Below are 22807 nucleotides of genomic sequence, written 5' to 3' on the forward strand. Positions count from 1 at the left end.
TCATGCCCGGGCTTGTCCCGGGCATCCACGCCAGCCCGCAAGTCCAAAGCGGCGGCGGCAACGCGAAGCCTCCCTGCCGTCATTGCGAGCCAATGGGTCCGGCCCTCGGCCGGCACACAGGCTCCGCGCCAGCGAGGGTCGGCCTTGGCCATTCCATTCATGAATGCGGAGGGTCCGGCGCGCTGAATTTTTGGTTCTTTATGGCGCCCTTGGCGCCCCCGGCAAACGGGCGATTTCGCGAAATTTCTACGCAGGGTTGAATGCGATTCGCGAAAAGTGATCGCAAATCGCGTGTTTTTCTGCATTTTCGTGAAAAAACCGCGCAAAATGCGTCGGTTTTTGCGCGTACAACTCTGAGGTTGTTGCGGCGGCGATGCGGCGGTCGGGCTGCGCGATGGTCAGAAAAGGTCTCATATTTCAGCAGTTTGCGCTGAAAAGTTTCACGTGGAACATAGCGGGAACAGATTTTTGGCGTTTGTCAAGTTGGCAAATCCATTTTCCACTTTTCACTCAATGGCGGTTTTGGCTTTGATTCGCTGACGCAGGCCATTCGTCGCTCGCGCGATCCCTGGATTGCTTCGCTTCGCTCGCAATGACGGCGCGGCGGGGTCGTTTTGCGTTCCCACCGACCCTTTGGACTTGCGGGCTGGCGTGGATGCCCGGGACAAGCCCGGGCATGACGTGGGAGCGTAGCGTCAGGCCGTGGTGGCGCCGCCATTCTTCAGCGCAGCTTGCGCCGGCGTGAGGCGGGCGTGGACCGCCCTCGTGGTTCGAGACGGCCGCCTGCGGCGGCCTCCTCACCATGAGGGCTAACGGGTTGGGGCCGCGACTTTTGCGCTCACGCGAATCATGCGTCGCTTGCAGGAGCACCGCGCCAGCCCCCCCTAATCGTAAACGAAACGCCCAAGCCAGACCCTTGCTGGCGCAGCACGGCATGAACTGTTACCTCTGTTCAGCGTGACTGCGTTCACCGAGGCGAGCGAAGCTGCGGGGAATTTTTATGCGCCAAACCCAAAAAGTCCTGACGCTCAAAACCAAGGGGCAGGGCCTCTACGAATTCACGCCGGAAGCCCGCGCCTTTTTGCGCGGCGCGCATCTGCGCCTGGGGCAACTCACCATTTTCTGCCGCCACACCTCAGCGTCGCTGCTGATCCAGGAAAACGCCGACCCCGCGGTGGTCGACGATCTCAAAACCTTTTTCGCCCATATCGCGCCCGAGGGCAGGGGCCTTTACGTCCATGACACCGAGGGCCCCGACGACATGCCGGCCCACATCCGCTCCGCTTTGACCCAAACCAGCCTGACCATCCCCTTCGCCGACGGCGAACTGGCTCTGGGGACCTGGCAGGGTATTTATCTGTTCGAGCACCGTCGCCCCGCCCACCATCGCGAAATCGTCTTGCACGCGCTCGGCGAATAGTCGGCTTTTCATCCCGCGCTTTTGCCATTACCGAATGCGGGATCAAAGTCTGCCAAAGGTCCAGCCGTGCCGCCCTTTCCCGATCTCAAAACCATCGCCGAAGGCGGCAAGCGCGGCCTGTCCCGCGCCCTGGCCCTGGTCGAGACCCACGAGGGCACGGCTGAACTCGCCACCCTCCTCGACGCGGCGCTGGCGCAAACCCGCGCCCATACCGCCGGCCTCACCGGCCCGCCCGGCGTCGGCAAATCCACGCTGACCAATGCGCTGCTGCGCGACTGGCGCGCGAAAAAAGAGACGGTGGGCGTGATCGCCGTCGACCCCTCGTCGCGGCGCACGGGAGGCGCGCTGCTCGGCGACCGCGCCCGCATGGCCACCGACCCCGAGGACCAGGGCGTGTTCGTCCGCTCCATGGCCGCCCGCGACCGGCTCGGCGGCCTCTCCGACCAGACGGTCGCCGCCAGCGCGATCATGCGCGCGCTCTACGACCGCGTGCTGATCGAAAGCGTCGGCATCGGCCAGTCCGAGGCCGATATTTCCTTCGCCGTCGATACGGTGATCCTCTGCGTCCAGCCCGGCTCCGGCGACAGCCTGCAATTCATGAAAGCCGGCGTGATGGAGCTGCCCGACATTGTCGTGGTGACAAAAGCCGACATGGGCGACGTCGCGCAGCGGGCGAGAAACGAGGTCGAGGGCGCGCTCACCCTGTTCGAGCGCGACGACGACTGGCGCGTGCCGGTGATTTTGGCATCGGCGACCCATGGCGCCGGCGGCATCGCCGAACTGCACAAGGCGCTCGCCGATCACCGCGCCTGGGCCGAGGGCGCCGGCGCCCTCGACGCGCGGCGAAAAATGCAGCAACAGGCTTGGATCGACGAATCGATTCGCGCCCGCTTCGGGACCGAAGGCCTGTTTCACGCCAAGGGGGTGGCGGCGGAAGGCGGTCCCTTTACCCGAGAGCTGCAAATTGCGCGGGAACTGATCCGGCGGCTTGCAGGCTGACGGCGTCCGCCATCAATTCGTCCGCATGCGCGAACGGCTGATGCGCCGCGGCCATGGCGTCGATTTCGCGCAGCCGCTCCTCCAGCGCCAGCAGGCGGCAATAGAGGTCGAAAATCTCGCTGCGGGTCAAACCGCGCGGCGCCTCAGGCTCGGATCCGTTTTCCATGTCGCTGCGCCCTAGATCTGATTCGTCTCGGGACGAGGCTAGGCTAAGCTGCCGGTAGGTCAACCCGAGTAAATCGCCGACGGGCATGACAAGACGTTCGCCGCGCGCTATGATGGCGGGATGGCGAATTGGCTGCGTCTCATTCTCTCTGTCGTCGCGCTCGTCGGCCTGCTGGCCGCGGGAACGGGCGGCGTTGCGGCCAAGAGCGCGCATCATTGCTGCCCCGAAATGACGTCCATGACCCTGGACGATCACGCGACCGACTGCGGCGATTCCAAAACCTTGCCGGATTGCTGTGTGTTCGGCGCCTGCGCGGTGCTGCCGCCGGTGGCGCCGCCGGTCGCCTCGACCGCCGCGCCGGTCGTGTTCGCCAAGACCGCCGCCGCCCTGCGCGACGACGCGGGTCCGCCGAGCCGCTCGCTTTCCCCGGATTTGCGACCTCCCATCGCGTGAAGCCGTCCCACGTTCCCCCCGAAAAAAGGGCGGGAGCGGCGCGTCTTCATGTTTGAGGCCGGTGCGCCGGCCGGGAGTCCAAAATGCTTTTTTCTCGCCTGACGGGCGCGCTCGCGCTCGCGGCTTGCCTCGCCTGCGGCGTCCTCGCCGCGCAAGCCGAGGAGGCCGCGCCAAAGCGCATCCTCTATTACCGCAATCCCATGGGCCTCGCCGACACCTCCATGGTTCCGAAAAAGGACGGGATGGGGATGGACTACATCCCCGTCTACGAGGGCGAGGAGGACGAGACCGCCATCAAAATCGCGCCGGGAAAGGTTCAGCGCACCGGCGTGCGCTCGGAACCGGCGACCCGCCGCATCCTGGCGACACGAATCCGCGTCCCCGGAACCATCCAGCTCGACGAGCGCCGCATCACCCTGGTCTCCACCCGCGCCACCGCCTTCATTGAAGGGGTCGCCGAGGTCACGACCGGCGAAAGGGTGAAAAAGGGCCAGGTCCTGTTCCGGTTCTATTCGCCCGAAATCGCTTCCGCCGCCGCCCAATATTTCGCCAACCCCGGCTTTGAAGGCGCGCGACGCCGGCTTGACGTGCTCGACGTCCCCCCCGAATTCATTGCGGAGATCGACCGGGCGCGAAAAATTCCGTTGAGCCTGGAATGGCGGGCGCCGCGCGACGGCATTGTCTTCGAGCGCAACGCGTTTGAGGGCATGAAGGCCGAGCCCGGGCAACAACTGTTCAAGATCGTCGACCTGCAAAAAGTCTGGGCGCTGGTCGATGTCGCCGAGCGCGATTATGCGCGCATCAAACCGGGGCAAAAAGTCTTGGTCCAGGCGCGTGGCATGCCGGGCCAAAATTTCTCCGGCGTGGTCAGCCTCGTCTATCCGCAGATCAGCAAGGAAACCCGCACCGCCCGCGTGCGCGTCGAACTGCAAAACCCCGACCTGGCTCTGCGCCCCGACATGTATGTCGACGCCGAAATTTTTGCCGGCGACGACGACAAAATCATCGCCGCGCCCGACGGCGCAATCATCGATTCCGGCGCAAAGCAGCTCGTACTGCTCGACCTGGGCGAGGGCCGTTTCGAGCCGCGCGAGGTCAAGCTCGGCCGGCGCGGCGACGGTTTTGTCGAAATCCGCGAAGGCGTGGCCGAGGGCGACAAATTGGTGACCTCGGCGAACTTTTTGATCGACGCCGAGAGCAATCTGAAAGCGGCGCTGAAAAATTTCGGAGAGCCCAAATGATCGGCCGCCTCATCGCCTGGTCGGCGCGCAATCTCGTGCTGGTCTTCATCGCCACGGCTTTTCTGGTCGCCGCCGGCGTCCAGGCCGTCAAAACCCTGCCGCTCGACGCGCTCCCCGACCTCTCCGACGCCCAGGTCATCGTCTACACCGAAGTTCCCGGACAGGCGCCGCAGGTGGTCGAGGATCAGCTCACGTACCCGCTCGCCAGCGCCATGCTCACCGTGCCCAAATCCAAAGTGGTGCGCGGCTTCTCCTTCTTCGGCGTCTCCTTCGTCTACATCATTTTTGAAGACGGGACGGACTTGTACTGGGCGCGCTCGCGCGTCCTCGAATTTTTGGGCGCGGCTGGGAAAAAACTGCCCGCCGGCGTCACGCCAACCCTGGGCCCAGACGCCACCGGCGTCGGCTGGGTCTATCAATACGCCGTCGTCGCCAAACAAATGACGCTCGCCGAACTGCGCTCGCTCCAGGACTGGACCCTGCGCTACGGCCTCGCCAAGGCGGAAGGGGTGGCGGAAGTCGCCAGCGTCGGCGGTTTCGTCAAGCAATATAACGTTGTGGTCGATCCGAGCCGCCTCAAGGCCCTCAACATTCCGCTACAAAAACTGCGCGACGCCATTCGCGCCAGCAACGCCGATGTCGGCGGCCGCAGCGTCGAACTCTCGGAATTCGAATATATTGTTCGTGCGCGCGGCTATCTTCGCGGCGTCGCGGACCTTGAAAACATCGTGCTGAAAGCGGAGGGCGGCACGCCGCTGCTGCTCAAGGATGTGGCGCGCGTGGAGATCGGCCCCGACGAGCGACGCGGCATCACCGAATTGAACGGCGAAGGCGAGGTCGCCAGCGGCATCGCCCTGCAGCGCTACGGCGCCAACGCGCTCAGCGTCATCGACAACGTCAAGGCGACGCTGGCGCAACTCGCGCCAAGCCTCCCCAAGGGCGTCGAAATCCTGCCGGTCTACGACCGCTCGCAGCTCATCCATGCCGCCATCGAAACGCTCAAACACACGCTCGCCGAGGAAAGCGTCATCGTCGCGCTGGTCTGCATCATCTTCCTGCTGCATGTGCGCAGCGCGCTGGTCGCCATTATCATGCTGCCGGTGGGCGTGCTCATGGCCTTCGCCGCCATGAAATTTTTCGGCCTCAGCTCCAATATCATGAGCCTCGGCGGCATCGCCATCGCCATCGGCGCCATGGTCGACGCCGCCATCGTCATGATCGAGAACGCCCACAAGCATCTGGAGCGCGCCCCGCCGGAAAAACCGCGCCTGGAAATCCTCATCGAGGCGGCGACCGAGGTCGGCCCAGCCCTGTTCTTCAGCCTGCTGGTGATCACGGTCTCGTTCCTGCCGATCTTTTCGCTGGAGGCGCAGGAAGGCCGGCTGTTCAGCCCGCTCGCCTACACCAAAACGTTTGCGATGGCGGCGGCGGCGTTTTTGTCCGTGACCCTGGTCCCGGCGCTGATGGTGGTTTTTGTCCGCGGTAAAATCGTCGCGGAGGCCAAAAACCCGATCAATCGCTTCCTGATCTGGCTTTACCGCCCCGTAATCCGCGTCGTCTTACGCGCCCGCGTCGCCACAATATTGCTGGCCGTGGCCATCCTCGCCGCGACGGCGCTCCCCGCGCAAAAAATCGGCAGCGAGTTCATGCCGACGCTCAACGAGGGCACGCTGCTCTACATGCCGACAACCCTGCCGGGCCTGTCGGTGACCAAGGCGGCCGAACTGCTGCAAACCCAGGACCGCATCATCAAAAGTTTTGCCGAGGTCGAAAGCGCCTATGGCAAGGCGGGCCGCGTCAACAGCGCCACCGATCCGGCGCCCACAGAAATGTTCGAGACGGTGATCCAGCTCAAGCCTAGGGAGCAATGGCGCCCAGGCCTGACCGTGGAAAAACTCATTGCCGAGATGGACGCGGCGCTGCAATTCCCCGGCGTTTCCAACGCCTGGACCATGCCGATCAAAGGCCGGCTCGACATGCTCTCGACCGGCATCCGCACCCCGGTCGGCGTCAAAATCTTCGGCCGCGATCTCAACGAGATCGAAGGCCTGGCGCGGCAGGTCGAAAGCGTCCTCAAAAACGTGCCGGGCACATCGAGCGCCTATGCCGAACGCATCATCGGCGGCTATTATCTCGAGGTGGTTCCCGACCGTTCCGCGCTCGCCCGCTACGGCCTGATGATCGGCGACGTGCAGGACGTGATCGCCGCCGCGCTCGGCGGCGAGACGGTGACGACCACGGTCGAAGGCCGCGAACGCTATGGCGTCAACATCCGCTATCCCCGCGATGACAGGTCGTCGCCGCAGGCCATCGCCGATGACGTGCTGATCCCGCTGCCGAATGGCGGAACCACGCCGCTCGGCGAGGTCGCCAAGGTGCAGCTCGCGCGCGGCCCCACCTCGATCCGCACCGAGAACGGACAGCTCGCGGCCTATGTCTTTGTCGACGTGCGCGACCGCGACATCGGCTCCTATGTCGCCGAGGCCAAGGCGGCGGTGGCGCAGTCCGTCAAATTCCCGCCCGGCGCCTATGTCACATGGAGCGGTCAGTACGAATATATGGAGCGCGCGGCGGCGAAGCTGAAACTCGTGATTCCTGTCACGCTGCTGCTGATCCTGCTGTTGCTGTACCTCAACTTCCGCAGCCTCACCGAAACGCTGATCGTGATGGCCTCGCTGCCCTTCGCGCTGGTCGGCGGCGTCTGGCTGATGGCTTCTCTCAACTTCAACATGTCGGTGGCGGTCGCGGTCGGCTTTATCGCGCTGGCCGGCGTCGCCGCCGAAACCGGCGTGGTCATGCTGATCTATCTCGACCACGCCCGCCGCGAACTGATGACGGCGCGCGCCAAGCAGGGCGCGCCGTTCACCCGCGAAGATCTGCACCGCGCCATCATGCTCGGCGCGGTCGAGCGCGTGCGCCCAAAGATGATGACGGTGGCGGCGATCATGGCCGGCCTCCTGCCCATCCTGTGGAGCACAGGCGCAGGCTCCGAAGTGATGCAGCGCATTGCGGTGCCGATGATCGGCGGCATGGTCTCGTCGACGCTGCTGACCCTGATCGTCATCCCGGCGATCTACGATCTCGTCAAAGGTTTTGGCCTGCCGCGCGAAAACGCGACGGCGCGCCAACCCGTCCTAACTCAGCACAGCGGCCCCATCGCCGCCGAATAAGGAGAAGCCTATGCAAAAAATCTGTCTCGCCGCCGCGCTGGCCGCCGCCATTCCCCTCGCCGCAATCCCCGCGCGCGCCGCCGAAAAAATCGTCGTCGCTCAAGCGGAAAAACCAACAGGCGAGGGCACGGTCAACAGCATCGACGCCGCCAGCAAAAAACTCAACATGACCCATGGCCCCGTCGCGGCGCTCAAATGGCCTGGGATGACCATGGATTTCAATGTCGCGCCCGGCGTCGATCTGAGCGCGCTCAAGAGCGGCGAAAAAGTCGTGTTCACTCTGTCGCGCGGCGCCGGCGGCTATGTGATCGACAGCATCAAGCCGCAATAATCACTGCACCTTGCGCTGGAACATCCAGGCCGCCGAGGCCATGGTGACCACAGCGACGACGGCCATCGGCCAGATGCGCTGCGCGACAAGCCAGAACGGCATGTCGCGCAGAAACAGCCCGCGCACGATGACCAGAATGTGGGTGAGCGGATTGGTCAGCGCGAGCGGCTGCAGCCAGTCCGGCATGTTCTGCACCGGCGAGGAAAAACCCGACAGCATCATCGCCGGCATCATCACCAGCATGATCCCCATCATCGCCTGCTGCTGCGTCGACACCAGCGAGGAGATGAACAAAGCGATGCCGATCACCGCGATCAGAAACACGGTCAGCGACAGGAACAGCATCGCCGCCGAGCCCAGCAGCGGAATGCCGAACAGCAGGATGACAATGCCGGTGATGACGACGCATTGCGCAAGGCCCACCAGCAGCCCGGGCGCGGCCTTGCCGGAGATGATCTCTAGCGGCTGCAAGGGCGACACCAGCAATTGCTCGAACGTGCCCAACTCGCGTTCGCGCGCGACCGACATGCCGACCATCATCAGCACCATGGTCATCGGCAGGGTCGCGATCAAGACGGGGACCATGGCGTTGCGATAATCGCGATTGGGATTGTACCAGCTGCGGTCGACGATGCGGCTGTCGGCGCTGACATTCTCGGGCGCAAAAGCGTCGGTCCCGAACTGGCTGATGATGGTGTTGAGATAGGAGTTGACGATCTGCGCGCTGTTCGACTTGCGCCCGTCGAGCAGCACCAAAACATCAGGCGTCTCGCGCGCGGCGAGCTTGCGGGAAAAATCCTGGCCGATCTGAACGACCACCATCACCTCCTGGCGGTCGATGGCGGCGCGCGCGGCAGCCTGGCTGTCGTAGCGGCGAATCTCGGAAAAAGCGGAGGCGCGCTCGAACCGGCTGATGAGCTGTTGCGATTGCGCGCCCCAATCCTGGTTGACCACGCCGACCGGCACATTGGTGACTTCTATGGTCGCTGCGAAGGCGAACAGAAAAACCTGGATCAACGGCGGCATCACCAGCGCGACGCGGGCCTTGGGGTCGCGAAAGGCGGCGAGCAGCTCCTTGACGACCAATGCGGAAAGGCGGGTCCACAGCATGGTTTTTAGTCCAGCCGCTGGCGCGTTTTTCGCGCGGTGAGGGTGAACAAAGCGGTGGCCATGGCGAGCAGCACAAGGCTTCCCGGAAGGATCACCGCCCAGATGTCGCCGGCGAGAAAAATGGTTTGCAGCCCCGGCACGTAATAATAGGCCGGCACGATGCGCGCAAAAGCGCGCAACGGCGCCGGCATGCTCGCGACCTCGAACAGGAAGCCGGAGAAGTAAAGGCCCGGCAAAAAGGCGACCAGCATGGCGATCTGGCTGGCGATGAATTGTGTGCGCGCCACGGTCGAGATCAGCAGGCCGATGCTCAGCGCCACCATCAGGAACAGCGCGGTGAAGGCGGTGAGGACGAGAAACGAGCCGCGCAGCGGAATGTCGAACACGAACAGGGACGCGGCGACGCACACGCCCATGGCGATCATGCCGAGCACGAAATTCGGCACGAGTTTGCCGATGATGAATTCGACCACGCCGACGGGGGTCGCCAGCAGCGCCTCCATCGTGCCGCGCTCCCATTCGCGCGACACGACCAGCGCGGTGAGCATGGAGCCGATCATCATCTGGATCAGCGAGATCGAGCCGGGCACGAGAAAGCGGCGGCTTTGCAGCTCGGGATTGAACCAGAACCGCGATTTGATGTCGATCTGACCGGGGGGAGACGCCTCGGCGCCGAGGCCCCGCTGTTCCCGCCAAGACGCCCAGGCACCCTGCATGTAGCCGGTCACCAGCGCAGCGGTGTTGGGATCGCTGCCGTCGGAAATGACCTGGATGGCGGCGGTGTCGCCGCGCGAAAGACGCGCCGAAAAATCGCCGGACAGAACGATCACGCCATTGAGCTTTCCGGCGGCGAGATCGTCGACGAAGGCGCGGCGATCGGACGATTCCTTGACGTCGAAATAGGGCGTGTTCGACAGCGCCACCAAGAATTCGCGCGCGGCGGGCGTCGGCTCCTCGATCACCAATCCAACTTTCAGCCGCGTGGCGTCGAAGGAAATGCCGAAGCCGAACAGAAAGAGCAGGAGAGCCGGCAGCACGAAGGCGACGACAAAACTGGAGGGGTCGCGCGACACCTGCCGCGTTTCCTTGATGATCAGGGCGCGGATGCGCCGCCAGCGCGCGTTCATGCGGCGGCCCCCCGCTGGCGGTCGTTCTCCTCCACCAGAGCGATGAACGCATCCTCAAGCGTCGGGTTAGGCAGCGCGTCCGAACGCACGCGTGTCTGTAACTCTTCGGGGGCGCCGGTGGCGATGGCCTTGCCGCGATAGATCAGCGCGACGCGGTCGCAATATTCGGCCTCGTCCATGAAATGGGTGGTGACCATCACCGTCACCCCGCGCCCGACCATGGCGTTGATGGTCGCCCAGAACTCGCGGCGGGTGAGCGGATCGACGCCGGAAGTGGGTTCGTCGAGGAACAAAACGGGCGGTTCATGCATGATTGCCGCGGACAAAGCGAGGCGTTGTTTAAAACCGAGCGGAAGGCCGCCGGCATTGGCGTCGAGATGCGGCGCGAGGTCGAAGGCGTCGACCACGCGCGCCACGGCGTCGCGGCGCCTCGCGCCGGAAAGCCCATAGGCGCCGGCGAAAAATTCCAGGTTTTGCCGCACGCTGAGATCGCCATAGAGCGAAAATTTCTGCGCCATATAGCCAAGCCGCGCCCGCGCGGCGGAAGGCGCCTTGGCGAGGTCGAGGCCGTCGACCAGCGCCGCGCCTTCGCTGGGCCGCAGCAGCCCGCACATCATTTTGAACGTGGTGGATTTGCCGGCGCCATTGGGCCCGAGCAGGCCAAAAATCTCGCCGCGCTCGATGCGAAAGGTGATGTGATCCGCGGCGGTGAAATCGCCGAACCGCCGTGTCAGCCCGCGCGCCTCGACCGGCGGCGCGGCTTTTTCGTCCAAAATTTTGCGCGCCCGCGCCGCGAGCGTGCGTTTCGAGGCGCCGCCGAGCAGCGCGACAAAAGCGTCCTCGAACCGGGGCGCCGTCGCGACGATTTCGACGGGCGCCGCGACCCCCAAAATGTCAGGCGTCGGCGCGGGCGCGCCTTTCGCCGTGACAAGACGGATGGATTGGCCCTGCATCACGCCATCGACAATGTTCGGATTTTGCAGCGCGCGCGAAAGTCCTTCGCGCCGTTCGGCGCCGGCGCCGCGCGCAAAAAACACGCGGCCTTTCATGGTCGCGGTCATCGCCTTGGGGTCGCCCTGGTAGAGCACGCGGCCCGCATTCATCACGACGACTTCGGCGCAATTTTCGGCCTCGTCGAGATAGGCCGTGCTCCAGACCACGCCGACGCCTTCGCTGATCAGCGTATAAACCATGCGCCAGAGTTCGCGCCGCGAGATCGGATCGACGCCGACGCTGGGCTCGTCGAGCAACAACAGTTTTGGCGAGCGCAGCATGGCGCAGGCGAGCCCAAGCTTTTGCTTCATGCCGCCGGACAGCGCGCCCGCCAGCCGGTTGGTGAACCGCGCCAGATCGGTGAAGGCGAGCAGCCGTTCAAAAGTGTCTTTTCGCTGCTGTCCCACCACGCCGCGCAAGTCGGCGTAGAGGGTGAGGTTTTCCATTACCGTCAAATCTTCGTAGAGCCCGAATTTCTGCGGCATGTAGCCGATCACATCGCGGATCGGTTCGGGGTTTTCGCGTGTGTCGAACCCGCAGGTTTTGACAACACCCTCGCTCGGCGTCATCAGCGCCGCCATCAGCCTGATCAGCGTTGTTTTGCCGGCGCCGTCGGGGCCGACCAGCCCGGTCACCTGGTTCGATTTGATCGTGGTCGTCAGCCCGTCAATGGCGGCGGGACCGCTATCAAAACGCTTCACCAGTCCGTCGATCTCGACCAGCGCCGTCATTTTGCCGATTCCTGCGACACCAGCGCGGGCGCGCCGGAGGCCGGCTCCAAAACAGTAATCGTCATCGGCATGCCCTGGCGCAGCACGCCCTCTGGATCGTCGGCGACGATGCGCAGCCGATAAACCAGCGCCGTGCGCAATTCGCGCGTCTCCACGGTCTTGGGCGTGAATTCGGCTGTGGTCGAGATGAAGCCGATCCGGCCCTTCAGTGGTTTGATGCTCGGCGTGTCTGTGCGCAGCTCAACGTCCTGGCCCGGCTTGATGCGCCCGAGGTCGGGCTCGGACACATAGGAGCGCACCCAGACCGGCGTCGTCAGGCTGACGACAAACACTGTTTCGCCCGCGTTGACGATGGCGCCGAGTTCGCGCACGCGGCTGAGCACCACGCCGGTCGCTGGCGCAAACAGATCGGCGTCGGCGAGCTGGCGCTCGGCAATGGCGATGGCCGCATCGCGGTCGGCGAGCTGGGCGCGGGCGAGATCGATGTCCTCCTGGCGAAAACCCGCCTTCATCAGCTTTTCCGCCGCCCGCGCGGAATCGAGCTGGGCCTGCGCCTGCTTCACCGCCTGGGTCGCGTCGTCATAGGCCTTTTGCGTGCCGGCGGAGTTTTTCAGCAGTTTTTGCGCGCGCTCCACGGTCAATTGCATGTTGGCGAGCGTCGCCTCGCGATCCGCGACATTGGCCTCAGCCTGCGAAATTTCCTCGGGCCGGTTTCCGGCCACCATTTTCGCCAGATTGGCGGCGGACTGTTCGCGTTGCGCCTTCATCTGCCGGAGCGCATCGGTGAAATAAACCTTGTCCAGCGAGGCCATTTTCTTGCCCGCCTCGACCTTGTCGCCCTCGTCGACGTCAAGCTGGGCGATGCGTCCGGCGACTTTAAAGCCGAGATTGACCTGACGAACCTCGACATTGCCCTGCAGCACCAAAGGCCCCTCGGACCTGTGGCGATTGCTCCACCAATACCCACCGCCGGCCAGGGCCAAGACGGCGATGACAGCAAAAATTTTCGCGCGCGTGTTCATGGGGTCGGCTTTCGCGCTTGAGGGGGGGACAATAACTCGCGATGCGTCGCCAGCAGGTCGGCCACATCGAGTTTCTGGAAGGGGTCGAAGGTGGAGGTCCAGATCAGGCTGACCAGCATGGGCGCGAAGGCCAGCACGGGATGCCGGACCAGCGCATCCGAGACCAGTTCGCCGCGCTCATGGGCGCGCTGCGCGAGGCGGCGCAGCAGGTCGAGCCCCGGCGTGATCACCTCGCGATGATAAAAGGCGGCGAGTTCGGGAAAGCGCCGCCCTTCGGCGAAAATCAGCCGGGGAATCTCCCGTTTCGGCGTCGCCAAAATCTCGCGCTGGAATGTGTCGAACAGCGCGGCGAGCATGGCGTCGAACGGCGCGTCGGCCTTTTCGGCCAGCACGGCCATGTCGGCGAAGACGGGACCGACGGCGCCGCGCACCACTTGTTCGAAAAGGTCCTGCTTGTCGCGGAAGAACAGGTAGATCGTGCCTTTGGCGACGCCGGCGGCGCTGACGATGTCGTCGAGGCGAGCGGCGGCGAAGCCTTGGCTGACGAAGATTTCGAGCGCCGCATCGAGGATCGCCTGCCGCCGCGCCTCGGAAGCCGCTTCGCGCTTGGAGCGCCTATGGGGAGGAGCGACAACCATTTTTGAATTATGACTGACTTCCCAGTCATTTGTCAAGTCCTTTTCAGGGCGAGAGCTTACGACAGGGCGGCGGCGTGCAAGCGCGATCGTGACGAAATTGCGTCCGCCCGCTTGCGAGCGTCTCAGTCTTGTGCAACATTATGTCGCAGGATGAGCGATCAATAGTTAGTATTGGCAAGCTCCAAGCGAGATCGCTGCAAATACGATTTTTCAAGCCTCAGTATAGTGCGGCAAATCGCCGCTGTTTGTTCTGCATGGCAGGACTGAGCTAATACCGCATCTCGCCTGCAAAAATCTCCATTACATAAAACTCAACAAATGGAGTTTCCCATGCGACGCATCCTGTTGACGACTGTGCTCGCCCTCGTGGCGGCCCCCGCCTTCGCCGGTCCGAAGTTCAAGACCGCCATTGTCGGAGCGGAGCCGGCGCTGCTCTGCCAGACCCGCACGCAGATCCTGACCTATCAGCTCAACCGGCTGAACGACCCGATCAAGGCCGAAACCGCCCGCGCCCGTTGCGCGCAGCTGGCCCCCGGCGCCAAGGTGGCCCTGATCTACCAGTATGGCGACGAGATCGCCGGCGCCCACATGGTGCAGGTGCGTCCGCTGAACAAGCCCGACGCCAAGATCGGCTATGCGCTGACCAGCGCCTTTTCGATCGCGCAAGACGTCGCCAACGCGGAATAAACGCGAAACCGCGGACCGAGCCTCCCACGCTTCGTTCGTCCATGCCGCAGGCCGCCCCAGCCTGCGGCATTTTCTTTGCCGCTTTAGCCTCGGTTCAAAACCCCATCTTCACTCAAACGTCATCTTGTTGATAGACTGCTCGCGCGCTTGGTTGATGCGAGGGAATTGCCGTGAAAATTGCTATTGCGGGTATGGGATATGTCGGTCTGGCCAATGCGGTCCTTCTCGCCCAGTCGCATGAAGTCGTGGTGCGCGACATTGTCGCGCAAAAGGTCGAATTGCTGAACCGGGGCGAACCGCCCTTCGTCGACGCGGAATTGCAGGACTGGCTGAAGCATCGCAAGCTCAACCTGCGCGCCACGCTCGACGCCGTCGAGGCTTACGCGGGTGCGGATTACGTCATCATCGCCACGCCGACTGATTACGATCCCAAGTCCAATTTCTTCGACACTTCCTCGGTCGAGTCCGCCATCGGCGAGGTGCAGAAAATCAACCCCGACGCCACTATGGTGGTGAAATCGACCGTGCCCGTCGGTTTCACACGCGCCATGCGCGAGCGCTTCGACACCGACAACATCATCTTCTCGCCGGAATTCCTGCGCGAGGGCAGGGCGCTCTACGACAACCTGCATCCCTCGCGCATCGTCGTCGGCGAGGTTTCGGAGCGCGCGCAAAAATTCGCGGATCTGTTGCGGGACGGGTCGGAAGAGCCGGAGACGCCGATTATCCTCGCCCATTCCGACGAGGCCGAAGCCATAAAACTGTTCGCCAACACCTTTTTGGCGATGCGTGTGTCCTATTTCAACGAACTCGACTCCTATGCGATGATGCGCGGCCTGAACACGCGCCAGATCATCGACGGCGTCTGCCTCGATCCGCGCATCGGCGCGCATTATAACAATCCCTCCTTCGGCTATGGCGGCTATTGCCTGCCCAAGGACACCAAGCAATTGCTCGCCAACTACCGGTTCGTGCCGCAGTCGCTGATTCGCGCCATCGTCGATTCCAACACGACCCGCAAGGATTTCATCGCCGAGGACATCGTGCGCAGGAACCCCAAGGTGGTCGGCGTCTATCGCCTGATCATGAAGGCGGGCTCGGACAATTTCCGCTCATCCAGCATCCAGGGCATCATGAAGCGGATCAAGGCCAAGGGCATCCCGGTGATCGTCTACGAGCCTATGCTGAAAGAGGACGAATTTTTTCGTTCGCGCGTGGTCCGCGACCTCGACGCCTTCAAGCAGGAGGCCGACCTCATCCTGTGCAACCGGCGAAGCGCGGCCCTGGCTGACGTCGCGGACAAGATTTACACGCGCGATCTCTTTGAATCCGATTGAACGTGTTCAATCCGATTGAACTTGTTTCAATCGGATTGAGCTCACTTCAATCGACTGAACCGGGTTCAATCCGATTGAACCCGATTGAACCCGGTTCGATCCGGTCGAACCCGTTCGCCGCAATCCGATTTCGCCCGGCTTGACGTCGGCGCAAAAGTTCATACATGAACCATATTGACCTCTGAAGGCGCTTCGACTACCTTCAGCGTCAAGAATAAAATTCATGCCGACGCGCGACATAAGCGCGCGGCTCTGGGAGGAATGCTGGTTTTGTACGCGATCCGCACAAGAGGGCGCCGCACGCGCCGCTAAACAGCAAGCAAGCTGAACGCTTCACATCGGGAGATTTTTGAAATGACTCGCACCGTCATTGCGGGCTACGCGCGCTCGCCCTTCACCCTGGCGAAAAAGGGCGACCTCGTCTCCGTCCGTCCGGACGACCTCGCCGCGCAGGTGATCGCCGGGCTCGTGGCCAAGACCGGCGTCGATCCCGCCGAGATCGAGGATGTTATCATGGGCTGCGCCTTCCCCGAGGGCGAGCAGGGTTTTAATGTCGCCCGCCTCGTCAGCCTGCTCGCCGGCCTGCCGAAATCGGCCGGCGGCGCCACCGTCAACCGCTTTTGCGGCTCGTCCATGTCGTCGGTGCATATCGCCGCTGGCTCCATTGCGCTGGGCGCCGGCGAAGTCTTTATCTGCGGCGGCGTCGAGAGCATGACCCGCGTGCCGATGATGGGGTTCAACCCTCTGCCGAGCCCCGAACTCTATGCGAAAATGCCCGGCGCTTACATGGGCATGGGCGAGACCGCGGAAAACGTCGCCAACAAGTGGCAGATTTCGCGCAAAGAGCAGGAAGATTTTGCCTTGCGCTCGCAGCAGCGCACCGCCGCCGCCCAGGCCGCCGGCAAATTCAAGGACGAGATCATCCCGATCAAGACGAAAAAGGGCGAAGTCAGCGTCGACGGCTGCCCGCGTCCCGACGCCACGGCGCAGGGCCTCGCCGAACTCAAGCCGGCCTTCGACGCGAACGGCTCGGTCACGGCCGGCACGTCCTCGCCGCTCACCGATGGCGCCTCCGCCGTTCTGGTCTGCTCCGAGGATTACGCCAAGGCGAAGGGTTTTGACATACTGGCCGTGGTCAGAAGCGTGGCCGTCGCCGGCTGCGACCCTGAAATCATGGGCATCGGCCCGGTCGGCGCGACGAAAAAAGCGCTGGCCCGCGCCGGCATCGAGGCCAAGCATCTCGACATCGTCGAGCTGAACGAGGCCTTCGCCTCGCAAAGCATCGCCTGCATGCGCGAACTCGGCCTGTCCGCGGATCAGGTCAATATCGACGGCGGCGCCATTGCGCTCGGCCATCCGCTCGGCGCCACCGGCGCGCGCATTGTCGGCAAGGCCGCGAGCCTGCTGAAGCGCGAGAACGGCAAATATGCGCTGGCGACCCAGTGCATCGGCGGCGGCCAGGGCATCGCCACCATTCTGGAGGCGGTGTGATGACCATCAAAAAAGTCGCCGTCATCGGGGCCGGCGTGATGGGCGCCGGAATCGCCGCTCAAGTGGCCAATGCAGGCACGCCCGTGGTCCTGCTCGACATCGTTCCGGCGGGCGCCACAAATCGCAATGCGGTGGCCGAGGGCGCCGTCGCCAAAATGCTGAAAACCGAGCCGGCGCCGTTCATGAGCAAAGCGGCGGCCAGACTGATCACCACCGGTAATATCGAGGATCATCTCGACCTCTTGCGCGATTGCGACTGGATCGTCGAAGTCGTGGTGGAAAAACTCGAGGTGAAACAGGCGCTCTACAGAAAAATCGACGCGCACAAAAAACCGGAGGCGATCGTCTCCTCCAACACCTCGACCATTCCGCTTAGCGTCCTCATCGAGGGCATGCCCGAAAATTTCGCGGAAAAATTCGTCATCACCCATTTCTTCAATCCGCCGCGCTACATGCGGCTGCTGGAACTGGTGACGAGCGACAAGAACAGCGCCGACACGGTGAAGAAAATCACCGATTTCTGCGACTACAAGCTCGGCAAGGGGGTTGTCGTCTGCAAAGACCGCCCGGGCTTCATCGCCAACCGCTTGGGCGTCTACTGGCTGCAATCGGCCGTGGTCCTGGCCTTCGAGCATAAGCTGCAAGTCGAGGAAGCCGACGCCATCATCGGCAAGCCGCTCGGCATTCCCAAAACCGGCGTGTTCGGCCTGCTCGACCTGATCGGCCTCGACCTGATGCCGCACATCAACGCCAGCATGGCCTCGGCGCTGCCGTCCACCGACCCGTTCCACGGCATGAACAAGCCGCTGCCGCTGGTCGAGCGCATGATCAAGGACGGCTATACCGGCCGAAAGGGCAAGGGCGGATTCTATCGGCTCAACCGCGAAAAAGGCAAGCTGAAGGAAGCCCTCGATCTCGCCACAGGCGACTATCGCGCGCAAAAAAAGCCGCGTGTCGACGCGGTGACTGACGCGGGAAAAAATCTGCAAAAACTCTTCACCCATGACAGCGAGCACGGTCGCTACGCCTGGGATGTGGTGCGCAAGACCCTGACCTATGCGGCAGCGCTGGTCGGCGACGCGGCCGACGACATTTTCTCCATCGATGAGGCCATGCGCCTCGGCTATGCCTGGAAATGGGGCCCGTTCGAACTGCTCGACAAGATCGGCGTCGACTGGTTCGTCGCGAAACTGGAGGAGGCCGGCGGACTCGTGCCGCCGATCCTGCAAGCTGCGCGCGGAAAGACTTTTTATCGCATCCAGGACGGCAAGCGCCAGGCTCTGACCCTCTCCGGCGACTATGTCACGCTGGAGCGCCGCGAGGGCGTGCTGCTGCTCGCGGACGTAAAACTCACGCAAAAGCCGGTCCTGAAAAACGGCTCGGCTTCGGTGTGGGACATTGGCGACGGCGTGCTGTGTTTCGAGTTCACCAGCATCATGAACTCGCTCGACGCCGACATCGTCATGCTCTTGAACCAGACCGTCCAGCTTGTGCAATCCAAGTACAAGGCGCTGGTCATCTACAACGAGGGAACCAATTTCACGGTTGGCGCCAATCTCGGCCTCGCCCTGTTCGCGGCGAACATCGCGGCCTGGACCGAAATCGAGCAACTCGTCGGACTCGGCCAGTTCGCCTACAAAGGCCTGAAATATGCGCCGTTCCCGGTGGTCGGCGCGCCCTCCGGCATGGCGCTCGGCGGCGGCTGCGAAATCCTGCTGCATTGCTCGGCGATCCAGGCCCATGCCGAGTCCTATATCGGCTTGGTCGAGGTCGGCGTCGGGCTGATCCCCGCCTGGGGCGGCTGCAAGGAATTGTTGGCGCGCTGGCAGGCCAATCCGAAAATGCCTCGGGGGCCGATGCCGTCTGTCGCGCAGGTGTTCGAAAACATCAGCACGGCGAAAGTGGCGAAGTCCGCGGCGGAAGCGCGCGAAATGCAAATCCTGCGCGACGGCGACGGCATCACCATGAACCGCGACCGGCTGCTGTTTGACGCCAAGGCCAAGGCGCTCGCAATGGTGGCAAACTACCAACCGCCGGCGCCGCCAACCTACCGCCTCCCGGGCCTCTCCGGAAAACTGGCGCTGAACATGGCGGTCGACGGTTTCGCCAAAATCGGCAAGGCGACCAAGCATGATGTGGTCGTCTCCGCCGTGCTCGCCGACATTCTGACCGGCGGCGACGTCGAATATTTCGACGAGCTCAGCGAGGACAAGCTGCTCGAACTCGAACGGAAGAACTTCATGCGCCTGGTGCGCCATCCCGACAGCATGGCCCGGGTCGAGCACATGCTCGAAACCGGCAAGCCGCTCCGCAACTGAACCGCAGGGAGATTCTTTATGCCCGCCTACAAGGCTCCGCTGCGCGACATGCGCTACGCCCTCTATGACGTGATGGGCTATGACGATCTGACGAAACTGCCGGGCTACGAGGATTTCGATCGGGACACGGTGGACGCCGTGCTCGAGGAAGCCGCGAAACTCTGCGAAGAGGTGTTGGCGCCGCTCAACAGCTCCGGCGACGCCGAGGGCTGCCATTACGAAAACGGCGTGGTCCGCACCCCCAAAGGTTTTAAGGAAGCCTACGACACATTCCGCGACGGCGGCTGGACCTCGCTCGCCTGCGCGCCCCAATATGGCGGCCAGGGCATGCCGGTTTCGGTGAACGCCCTGGTCGAGGAAATGATCTGTTCCTCCAACCTGTCCTTCGGCATGTATCCCGGCCTGTCCCACGGCGCTTACAAGGCGCTGCACGCCTTCGGCTCCAAGGACTTGCAGGACGCCTATCTGCCAAAAATGGTGGACGGCACATGGTCGGGCACCATGTGCATGACCGAGCCGCATTGCGGCACCGATCTCGGCCAGATGCGCACCAAGGCCGTTCCGCAGGAGGATGGCTCCTTCCGCCTCACCGGCACGAAAATCTTCATCTCGGCCGGCGAGCACGACCTGACCGAAAACATCGTCCATCTGGTGCTGGCGAAAATCCCCGGCGGTCCCAAGGGCACCAAGGGCGTCAGCCTGTTCCTCGTGCCGAAATTCCTGCCGGACGCGCAGGGGCGTCCCGGCGAACGCAATGGCGTGCGCTGCGGCTCCATCGAGCACAAGATGGGCATCAAGGCCTCGTCCACCTGCGTGATGAATTTCGACGACGCCAAGGGTTTCCTCGTCGGCGAGGAACACAAGGGCATGAAAGCGATGTTCACCATGATGAACACGGCGCGCCTGGGCGTCGGCGTGCAGGGCCTCGGCCTCGCCGAGGCCTCCTACCAAGGCGCCGTAGCCTATGCCAAGGACCGCTTGCAGGGCCGCGCGCTCTCGGGCGCGAAATTTTTGGAGAAGGCCGCCGATCCCATCATCGTCCATCCCGACGTGCGCCGCATGCTGCTGACGCAACGCGCCTATATCGAGGGCTGCCGCGCGCTGGGCATGTGGACGGCGAAATCCATCGACACCTATCGCATGCACCCCGATCCGGCGGAGCGAACCAAGGCCGATGATTTCGTCGCGGTGATCACGCCGGTGATCAAGGCCTTTTTCACCGATATGGGGTTCGAGGCGACCAATATCGGCGTGCAGGTTTTTGGCGGCCACGGCTACATCCGCGACAACGGCATGGAGCAGTTTGTCCGCGACGCCCGCATCACCCAAATCTACGAAGGCGCGAACGGCATCCAGGGTCTCGACCTGATCGGGCGCAAAATGGCGGCGCATGCCGGGCGCTATTTGCGCACCGTGTTCCACCCGATCTCCGAATATGTCGAGGCCAACAAGGCGAAACCGGAACTGGCGGATTTCGTCGGCCCCTTGCAAAAGGCGTTCGGGCGTTTGCAGCAGGCGACCATGCATGTGGCGCGCGCCTCGATGGCGCGTCCCGACGAGGCCGGCGCGGCCTCGACCGATTATCTGCGGCTGTTCGCCTTGACCGTGCTCGCCTTCATGTGGGCGCGCATGGCGGAAATCAGCCTGCCGCACGCCGACAGCGACCCGTTCCACAAGGCGAAAGTCATGACGGCGCGGTTTTACATGGAGCGGCTGCTGCCGCAGACCGGCGCGCTGTTTTCCACGATCAGCGCCGGCTCGAAAACCATGATGGCGTTCGAGGAAGCGGCGTTCTGACGGACCGTCCGTGAAGCGCCCGCTCTGTTCCCTCGCCCCGCTTTAGCGGGGAGAGGGCTAGGGTGAGGGGCAGGGGCGTTGGCTTCAATGTCGTCAGGACAGCCGCCTCCATTGGCCCTGGGGACAGCGAGGATCGCAACCATAGCCCGTCTTTGGACGGGCGTCTGACGACGCCCTATGCCCCTCACCCAAACCGCAACATTGGAGAACATCAATTGGCGCCCTGGTTGCGATTGCTGAAAATGGCCCTTGGCGCCCCGTTCCGCCCCAAACTGGGGTGGCGCGACGAGTCCGTCCTGACCTTTCGCGTCTGGCCGAACGATCTCGACATCAACCTGCACATGAACAACGCCCGCTATCTCGCGGTGATGGACATCGGCCGGTTCGACCTCGCCTTGCGCTGCGGTTTTGCCGGCTTGGTTTGGCGGGAAAAGCTGAAACCCGTGGTGGCCAGCGCCATGGTGCGGTTTCGCCGCTCGCTGGCGCCGCTGCAAAAATTCACCCTGCGCAGCCGGGTCATCGGCTGGGATTCGAAATGGCTGTTCATCGAACATCGCATCGAGAGCGAGGGCGACCTTTATTGCCAGGCGGTGGTCAAGGCGCTGCTGCTCGGACGCGAGGGCGGCCTGCCCACGGCCGCCCTGCTGCGCGCCATATCGGCGGAGGCGCCGGAATCCGAAGTGCCGGATTGGCTCGCCCATTGGATCGCCGCCGAAGCGGGAGCGCGCGGCTGAATTGTTTTTTTGGAAGGCGTCCCAAGAACGACGCCAAATTGGGAGGAAGAGATGAAAAGAATTGCCTTGGTCGCCATCGCCATGTCCGTCGCCGCCCCGGCTCTGGCCGGCGACATTTTGGGCGAATGGAAGCGCGCCGACGGCCGTTCGCGCATTCGCATGGCCAATTGCGGCGGCGCTGTCTGCGGCACCATCACCTGGCTGCGCGACGCCAATTCGCCCGCCCATGTGGGACAGCAGGTGTTTTTCGGGCTGCAACGGACCGGAGAGGGCTGGAGCGGTTCGGCGTTCAATCCCGAGGACGGCAAGACCTATGACGGCAAGGTCAGCGTGTCCGGCGCGGCGATGACGACCCAGGGCTGCGCGTTGGGCGGCATGATCTGCAAGTCGGCGCAGTGGACGCGGGTGAACTGACCTGTTTCAATGCCGCGCGCGCCCGAAGCGGCGCGGCGGAGGCTTTCATGCGCAAGACCTTGGCGCTTGCGGCGAGCATTTGGTGTTTGGCGTCGCCCGCATGCGCGCAGCCGAACGCCGCGCAAGCGCCAAATCCAGGGCTGGATGGCGAAATTAAGATCGTGCTGAGCGATGGCGCCGAGTCCTACATCCGCGCCTCCACCTGCGACCTGCTGGGCCTGGGCTCCGACGAGCGGGAGACGAAGGGCCGCTTGTTCTACAGCAACAACGACAGGCTCGAGCACCGTTTAGACGTTGTGGACGGGGGCAAGCATGTCGTCCTCGGCCTGTTCGATCTCGACAGCCGCCTGCGCTGTTTCTACCTGACGGATGCTTCCGCCGTGCTCGCGCGCGCCGTTTGCGGAACGACCCGGGAGAACGCCCAGGTCGTGACCGACAAGAAGGCGGCGCGCGCGTTCCAGCGCGAACTCGGCCTTTGGCGCAAGACACTGGGCGAGGGGCGTTAGAGCCCGTTCGGCGAACGCTCGAATATGGATATTATCTATATATAACAATATAGTAGCCCTCACCCAGAGGAGCCCGCGTCAGCGGGCGTCTCGAAGGGCGGGGGCACGGCGCTTTCAGCGCA

Annotated in this window: 20 protein-coding genes; 14 read left to right on the top strand and 6 right to left on the bottom strand. The window is 63.5% G+C overall.

What is annotated here, in order from left to right; translation table 11 throughout:
• Positions 1-1000 precede the first annotated feature (1000 nt).
• Positions 1001-1420 (top strand): secondary thiamine-phosphate synthase enzyme YjbQ, encoded by a 420-nt coding sequence (locus M2320_RS17060; protein WP_184428635.1) that lies wholly within the window; start codon positions 1001-1003, stop codon positions 1418-1420.
• A gap of 66 nt (positions 1421-1486) precedes the next feature.
• Positions 1487-2419: a methylmalonyl Co-A mutase-associated GTPase MeaB gene (gene meaB / locus M2320_RS17065; RefSeq protein ID WP_264598307.1), complete on the top strand. Its 933-nt coding sequence runs from the start codon at positions 1487-1489 to the stop codon at positions 2417-2419.
• Here meaB and M2320_RS17070 read toward each other — a convergent pair.
• Entirely contained in the window at positions 2367-2585 is a 219-nt protein-coding gene (locus M2320_RS17070) for a hypothetical protein (protein ID WP_264598308.1), read from the bottom strand. The two genes, meaB and M2320_RS17070, sit on opposite strands and share 53 nt — an antisense overlap.
• Before the next feature lie 120 nt (positions 2586-2705).
• On the opposite strand from M2320_RS17070, the gene M2320_RS17075 reads away from it, so the two are divergent.
• The 4 genes from M2320_RS17075 to M2320_RS17090 all read left to right on the top strand — a co-directional run bounded on the left by M2320_RS17075 (position 2706) and on the right by M2320_RS17090 (position 7780).
• Positions 2706-3038 (top strand): hypothetical protein, encoded by a 333-nt coding sequence (locus tag M2320_RS17075; protein ID WP_264598309.1) that lies wholly within the window; start codon positions 2706-2708, stop codon positions 3036-3038.
• An 83-nt stretch (positions 3039-3121) separates the two neighbouring features.
• A complete protein-coding gene (locus M2320_RS17080; protein ID WP_264598310.1) occupies positions 3122-4279 on the top strand; it encodes an efflux RND transporter periplasmic adaptor subunit in 1158 nt (385 codons plus the stop codon).
• A complete protein-coding gene (locus M2320_RS17085; protein WP_264598311.1) occupies positions 4276-7449 on the top strand; it encodes an efflux RND transporter permease subunit in 3174 nt (1057 codons plus the stop codon). The genes M2320_RS17080 and M2320_RS17085 overlap by 4 nt, the downstream gene beginning before the upstream one ends.
• Before the next feature lie 10 nt (positions 7450-7459).
• Positions 7460-7780: a copper-binding protein gene (locus M2320_RS17090; RefSeq protein ID WP_264598312.1), complete on the top strand. Its 321-nt coding sequence runs from the start codon at positions 7460-7462 to the stop codon at positions 7778-7780.
• Here the strand turns inward: M2320_RS17090 and M2320_RS17095 are convergent, their stop codons facing one another.
• Genes M2320_RS17095 through M2320_RS17115 form a run of 5 tightly spaced genes read right to left on the bottom strand, consistent with a single transcriptional unit; the run spans position 7781 to position 13401 of the window.
• The gene (locus tag M2320_RS17095) at positions 7781-8890 is read right to left on the bottom strand and encodes an ABC transporter permease (protein ID WP_264598313.1); all 1110 of its coding nucleotides are present in this window, start codon (positions 8888-8890) and stop codon (positions 7781-7783) included.
• Between the two features lie 5 nt (positions 8891-8895).
• On the bottom strand, positions 8896-10017 hold the full coding sequence (locus M2320_RS17100) for an ABC transporter permease (protein WP_264598314.1): 1122 nt from the start codon (positions 10015-10017) through the stop codon (positions 8896-8898).
• Positions 10014-11741, bottom strand: a complete 1728-nt coding sequence (locus M2320_RS17105; RefSeq protein WP_264598315.1) for an ATP-binding cassette domain-containing protein — start codon at positions 11739-11741, stop codon at positions 10014-10016. The genes M2320_RS17100 and M2320_RS17105 overlap by 4 nt, the downstream gene beginning before the upstream one ends.
• Positions 11738-12763: a secretion protein HlyD gene (gene hlyD, locus M2320_RS17110; RefSeq protein WP_264598316.1), complete on the bottom strand. Its 1026-nt coding sequence runs from the start codon at positions 12761-12763 to the stop codon at positions 11738-11740. Before hlyD ends, M2320_RS17105 begins: the two co-directional genes overlap by 4 nt.
• Positions 12760-13401 carry a TetR/AcrR family transcriptional regulator gene (locus tag M2320_RS17115; protein WP_264598317.1) on the bottom strand — a complete coding sequence of 214 codons (642 nt, stop codon included), beginning with the start codon at positions 13399-13401 and terminating at the stop codon, positions 12760-12762. Before M2320_RS17115 ends, hlyD begins: the two co-directional genes overlap by 4 nt.
• Positions 13402-13731: 330 nt before the next feature.
• Here M2320_RS17115 and M2320_RS17120 point away from each other — a divergent pair, with 330 nt between their 5' ends.
• The 8 genes from M2320_RS17120 to M2320_RS17155 all read left to right on the top strand — a co-directional run bounded on the left by M2320_RS17120 (position 13732) and on the right by M2320_RS17155 (position 22685).
• Positions 13732-14088, top strand: a complete 357-nt coding sequence (locus M2320_RS17120; RefSeq protein ID WP_264598318.1) for a hypothetical protein — start codon at positions 13732-13734, stop codon at positions 14086-14088.
• A 170-nt stretch (positions 14089-14258) separates the two neighbouring features.
• On the top strand, positions 14259-15425 hold the full coding sequence (locus M2320_RS17125; RefSeq protein WP_264598319.1) for a nucleotide sugar dehydrogenase: 1167 nt from the start codon (positions 14259-14261) through the stop codon (positions 15423-15425).
• 354 nt (positions 15426-15779) lie between these two features.
• A complete protein-coding gene (locus M2320_RS17130) occupies positions 15780-16916 on the top strand; it encodes a thiolase family protein (protein WP_264598320.1) in 1137 nt (378 codons plus the stop codon).
• Positions 16916-19234, top strand: a complete 2319-nt coding sequence (locus M2320_RS17135) for a 3-hydroxyacyl-CoA dehydrogenase/enoyl-CoA hydratase family protein (protein ID WP_264598321.1) — start codon at positions 16916-16918, stop codon at positions 19232-19234. The genes M2320_RS17130 and M2320_RS17135 overlap by 1 nt, the downstream gene beginning before the upstream one ends.
• Before the next feature lie 18 nt (positions 19235-19252).
• A complete protein-coding gene (locus M2320_RS17140) occupies positions 19253-21031 on the top strand; it encodes an acyl-CoA dehydrogenase C-terminal domain-containing protein (RefSeq protein WP_264598322.1) in 1779 nt (592 codons plus the stop codon).
• A gap of 215 nt (positions 21032-21246) precedes the next feature.
• Positions 21247-21765: a thioesterase family protein gene (locus M2320_RS17145; protein WP_264598323.1), complete on the top strand. Its 519-nt coding sequence runs from the start codon at positions 21247-21249 to the stop codon at positions 21763-21765.
• 51 nt (positions 21766-21816) lie between these two features.
• Entirely contained in the window at positions 21817-22179 is a 363-nt protein-coding gene (locus M2320_RS17150) for a DUF2147 domain-containing protein (RefSeq protein WP_264598324.1), read from the top strand.
• A gap of 47 nt (positions 22180-22226) precedes the next feature.
• Entirely contained in the window at positions 22227-22685 is a 459-nt protein-coding gene (locus M2320_RS17155) for a hypothetical protein (RefSeq protein ID WP_264598325.1), read from the top strand.
• Positions 22686-22807: the final 122 nt, after the last annotated feature.

Source organism: Rhodoblastus acidophilus (assembly GCF_025961575.1).
Taxonomy (GTDB): Bacteria; Pseudomonadota; Alphaproteobacteria; order Rhizobiales; family Beijerinckiaceae; genus Rhodoblastus; species Rhodoblastus acidophilus_C.

What these genes read in the sequence shown, in the direction of transcription:
- M2320_RS17060 (WP_184428635.1), top strand. Translation starts at nt 1,001, where the DNA reads ATGCGCCAAACCCAAAAAGTCCTGACGCTCAAAACCAAGGGGCAGGGC.
- M2320_RS17070 (WP_264598308.1), bottom strand. Translation starts at nt 2,585, where the DNA reads ATGGAAAACGGATCCGAGCCTGAGGCGCCGCGCGGTTTGACCCGCAGC.
- M2320_RS17075 (WP_264598309.1), top strand. Translation starts at nt 2,706, where the DNA reads ATGGCGAATTGGCTGCGTCTCATTCTCTCTGTCGTCGCGCTCGTCGGC.
- M2320_RS17080 (WP_264598310.1), top strand. Translation starts at nt 3,122, where the DNA reads ATGCTTTTTTCTCGCCTGACGGGCGCGCTCGCGCTCGCGGCTTGCCTC.
- M2320_RS17085 (WP_264598311.1), top strand. Translation starts at nt 4,276, where the DNA reads ATGATCGGCCGCCTCATCGCCTGGTCGGCGCGCAATCTCGTGCTGGTC.
- M2320_RS17090 (WP_264598312.1), top strand. Translation starts at nt 7,460, where the DNA reads ATGCAAAAAATCTGTCTCGCCGCCGCGCTGGCCGCCGCCATTCCCCTC.
- M2320_RS17095 (WP_264598313.1), bottom strand. Translation starts at nt 8,890, where the DNA reads ATGCTGTGGACCCGCCTTTCCGCATTGGTCGTCAAGGAGCTGCTCGCC.
- M2320_RS17100 (WP_264598314.1), bottom strand. Translation starts at nt 10,017, where the DNA reads ATGAACGCGCGCTGGCGGCGCATCCGCGCCCTGATCATCAAGGAAACG.
- M2320_RS17105 (WP_264598315.1), bottom strand. Translation starts at nt 11,741, where the DNA reads ATGACGGCGCTGGTCGAGATCGACGGACTGGTGAAGCGTTTTGATAGC.
- hlyD (WP_264598316.1), bottom strand. Translation starts at nt 12,763, where the DNA reads ATGAACACGCGCGCGAAAATTTTTGCTGTCATCGCCGTCTTGGCCCTG.
- M2320_RS17115 (WP_264598317.1), bottom strand. Translation starts at nt 13,401, where the DNA reads ATGGTTGTCGCTCCTCCCCATAGGCGCTCCAAGCGCGAAGCGGCTTCC.
- M2320_RS17120 (WP_264598318.1), top strand. Translation starts at nt 13,732, where the DNA reads ATGCGACGCATCCTGTTGACGACTGTGCTCGCCCTCGTGGCGGCCCCC.
- M2320_RS17130 (WP_264598320.1), top strand. Translation starts at nt 15,780, where the DNA reads ATGACTCGCACCGTCATTGCGGGCTACGCGCGCTCGCCCTTCACCCTG.
- M2320_RS17135 (WP_264598321.1), top strand. Translation starts at nt 16,916, where the DNA reads ATGACCATCAAAAAAGTCGCCGTCATCGGGGCCGGCGTGATGGGCGCC.
- M2320_RS17140 (WP_264598322.1), top strand. Translation starts at nt 19,253, where the DNA reads ATGCCCGCCTACAAGGCTCCGCTGCGCGACATGCGCTACGCCCTCTAT.
- M2320_RS17150 (WP_264598324.1), top strand. Translation starts at nt 21,817, where the DNA reads ATGAAAAGAATTGCCTTGGTCGCCATCGCCATGTCCGTCGCCGCCCCG.
- M2320_RS17155 (WP_264598325.1), top strand. Translation starts at nt 22,227, where the DNA reads ATGCGCAAGACCTTGGCGCTTGCGGCGAGCATTTGGTGTTTGGCGTCG.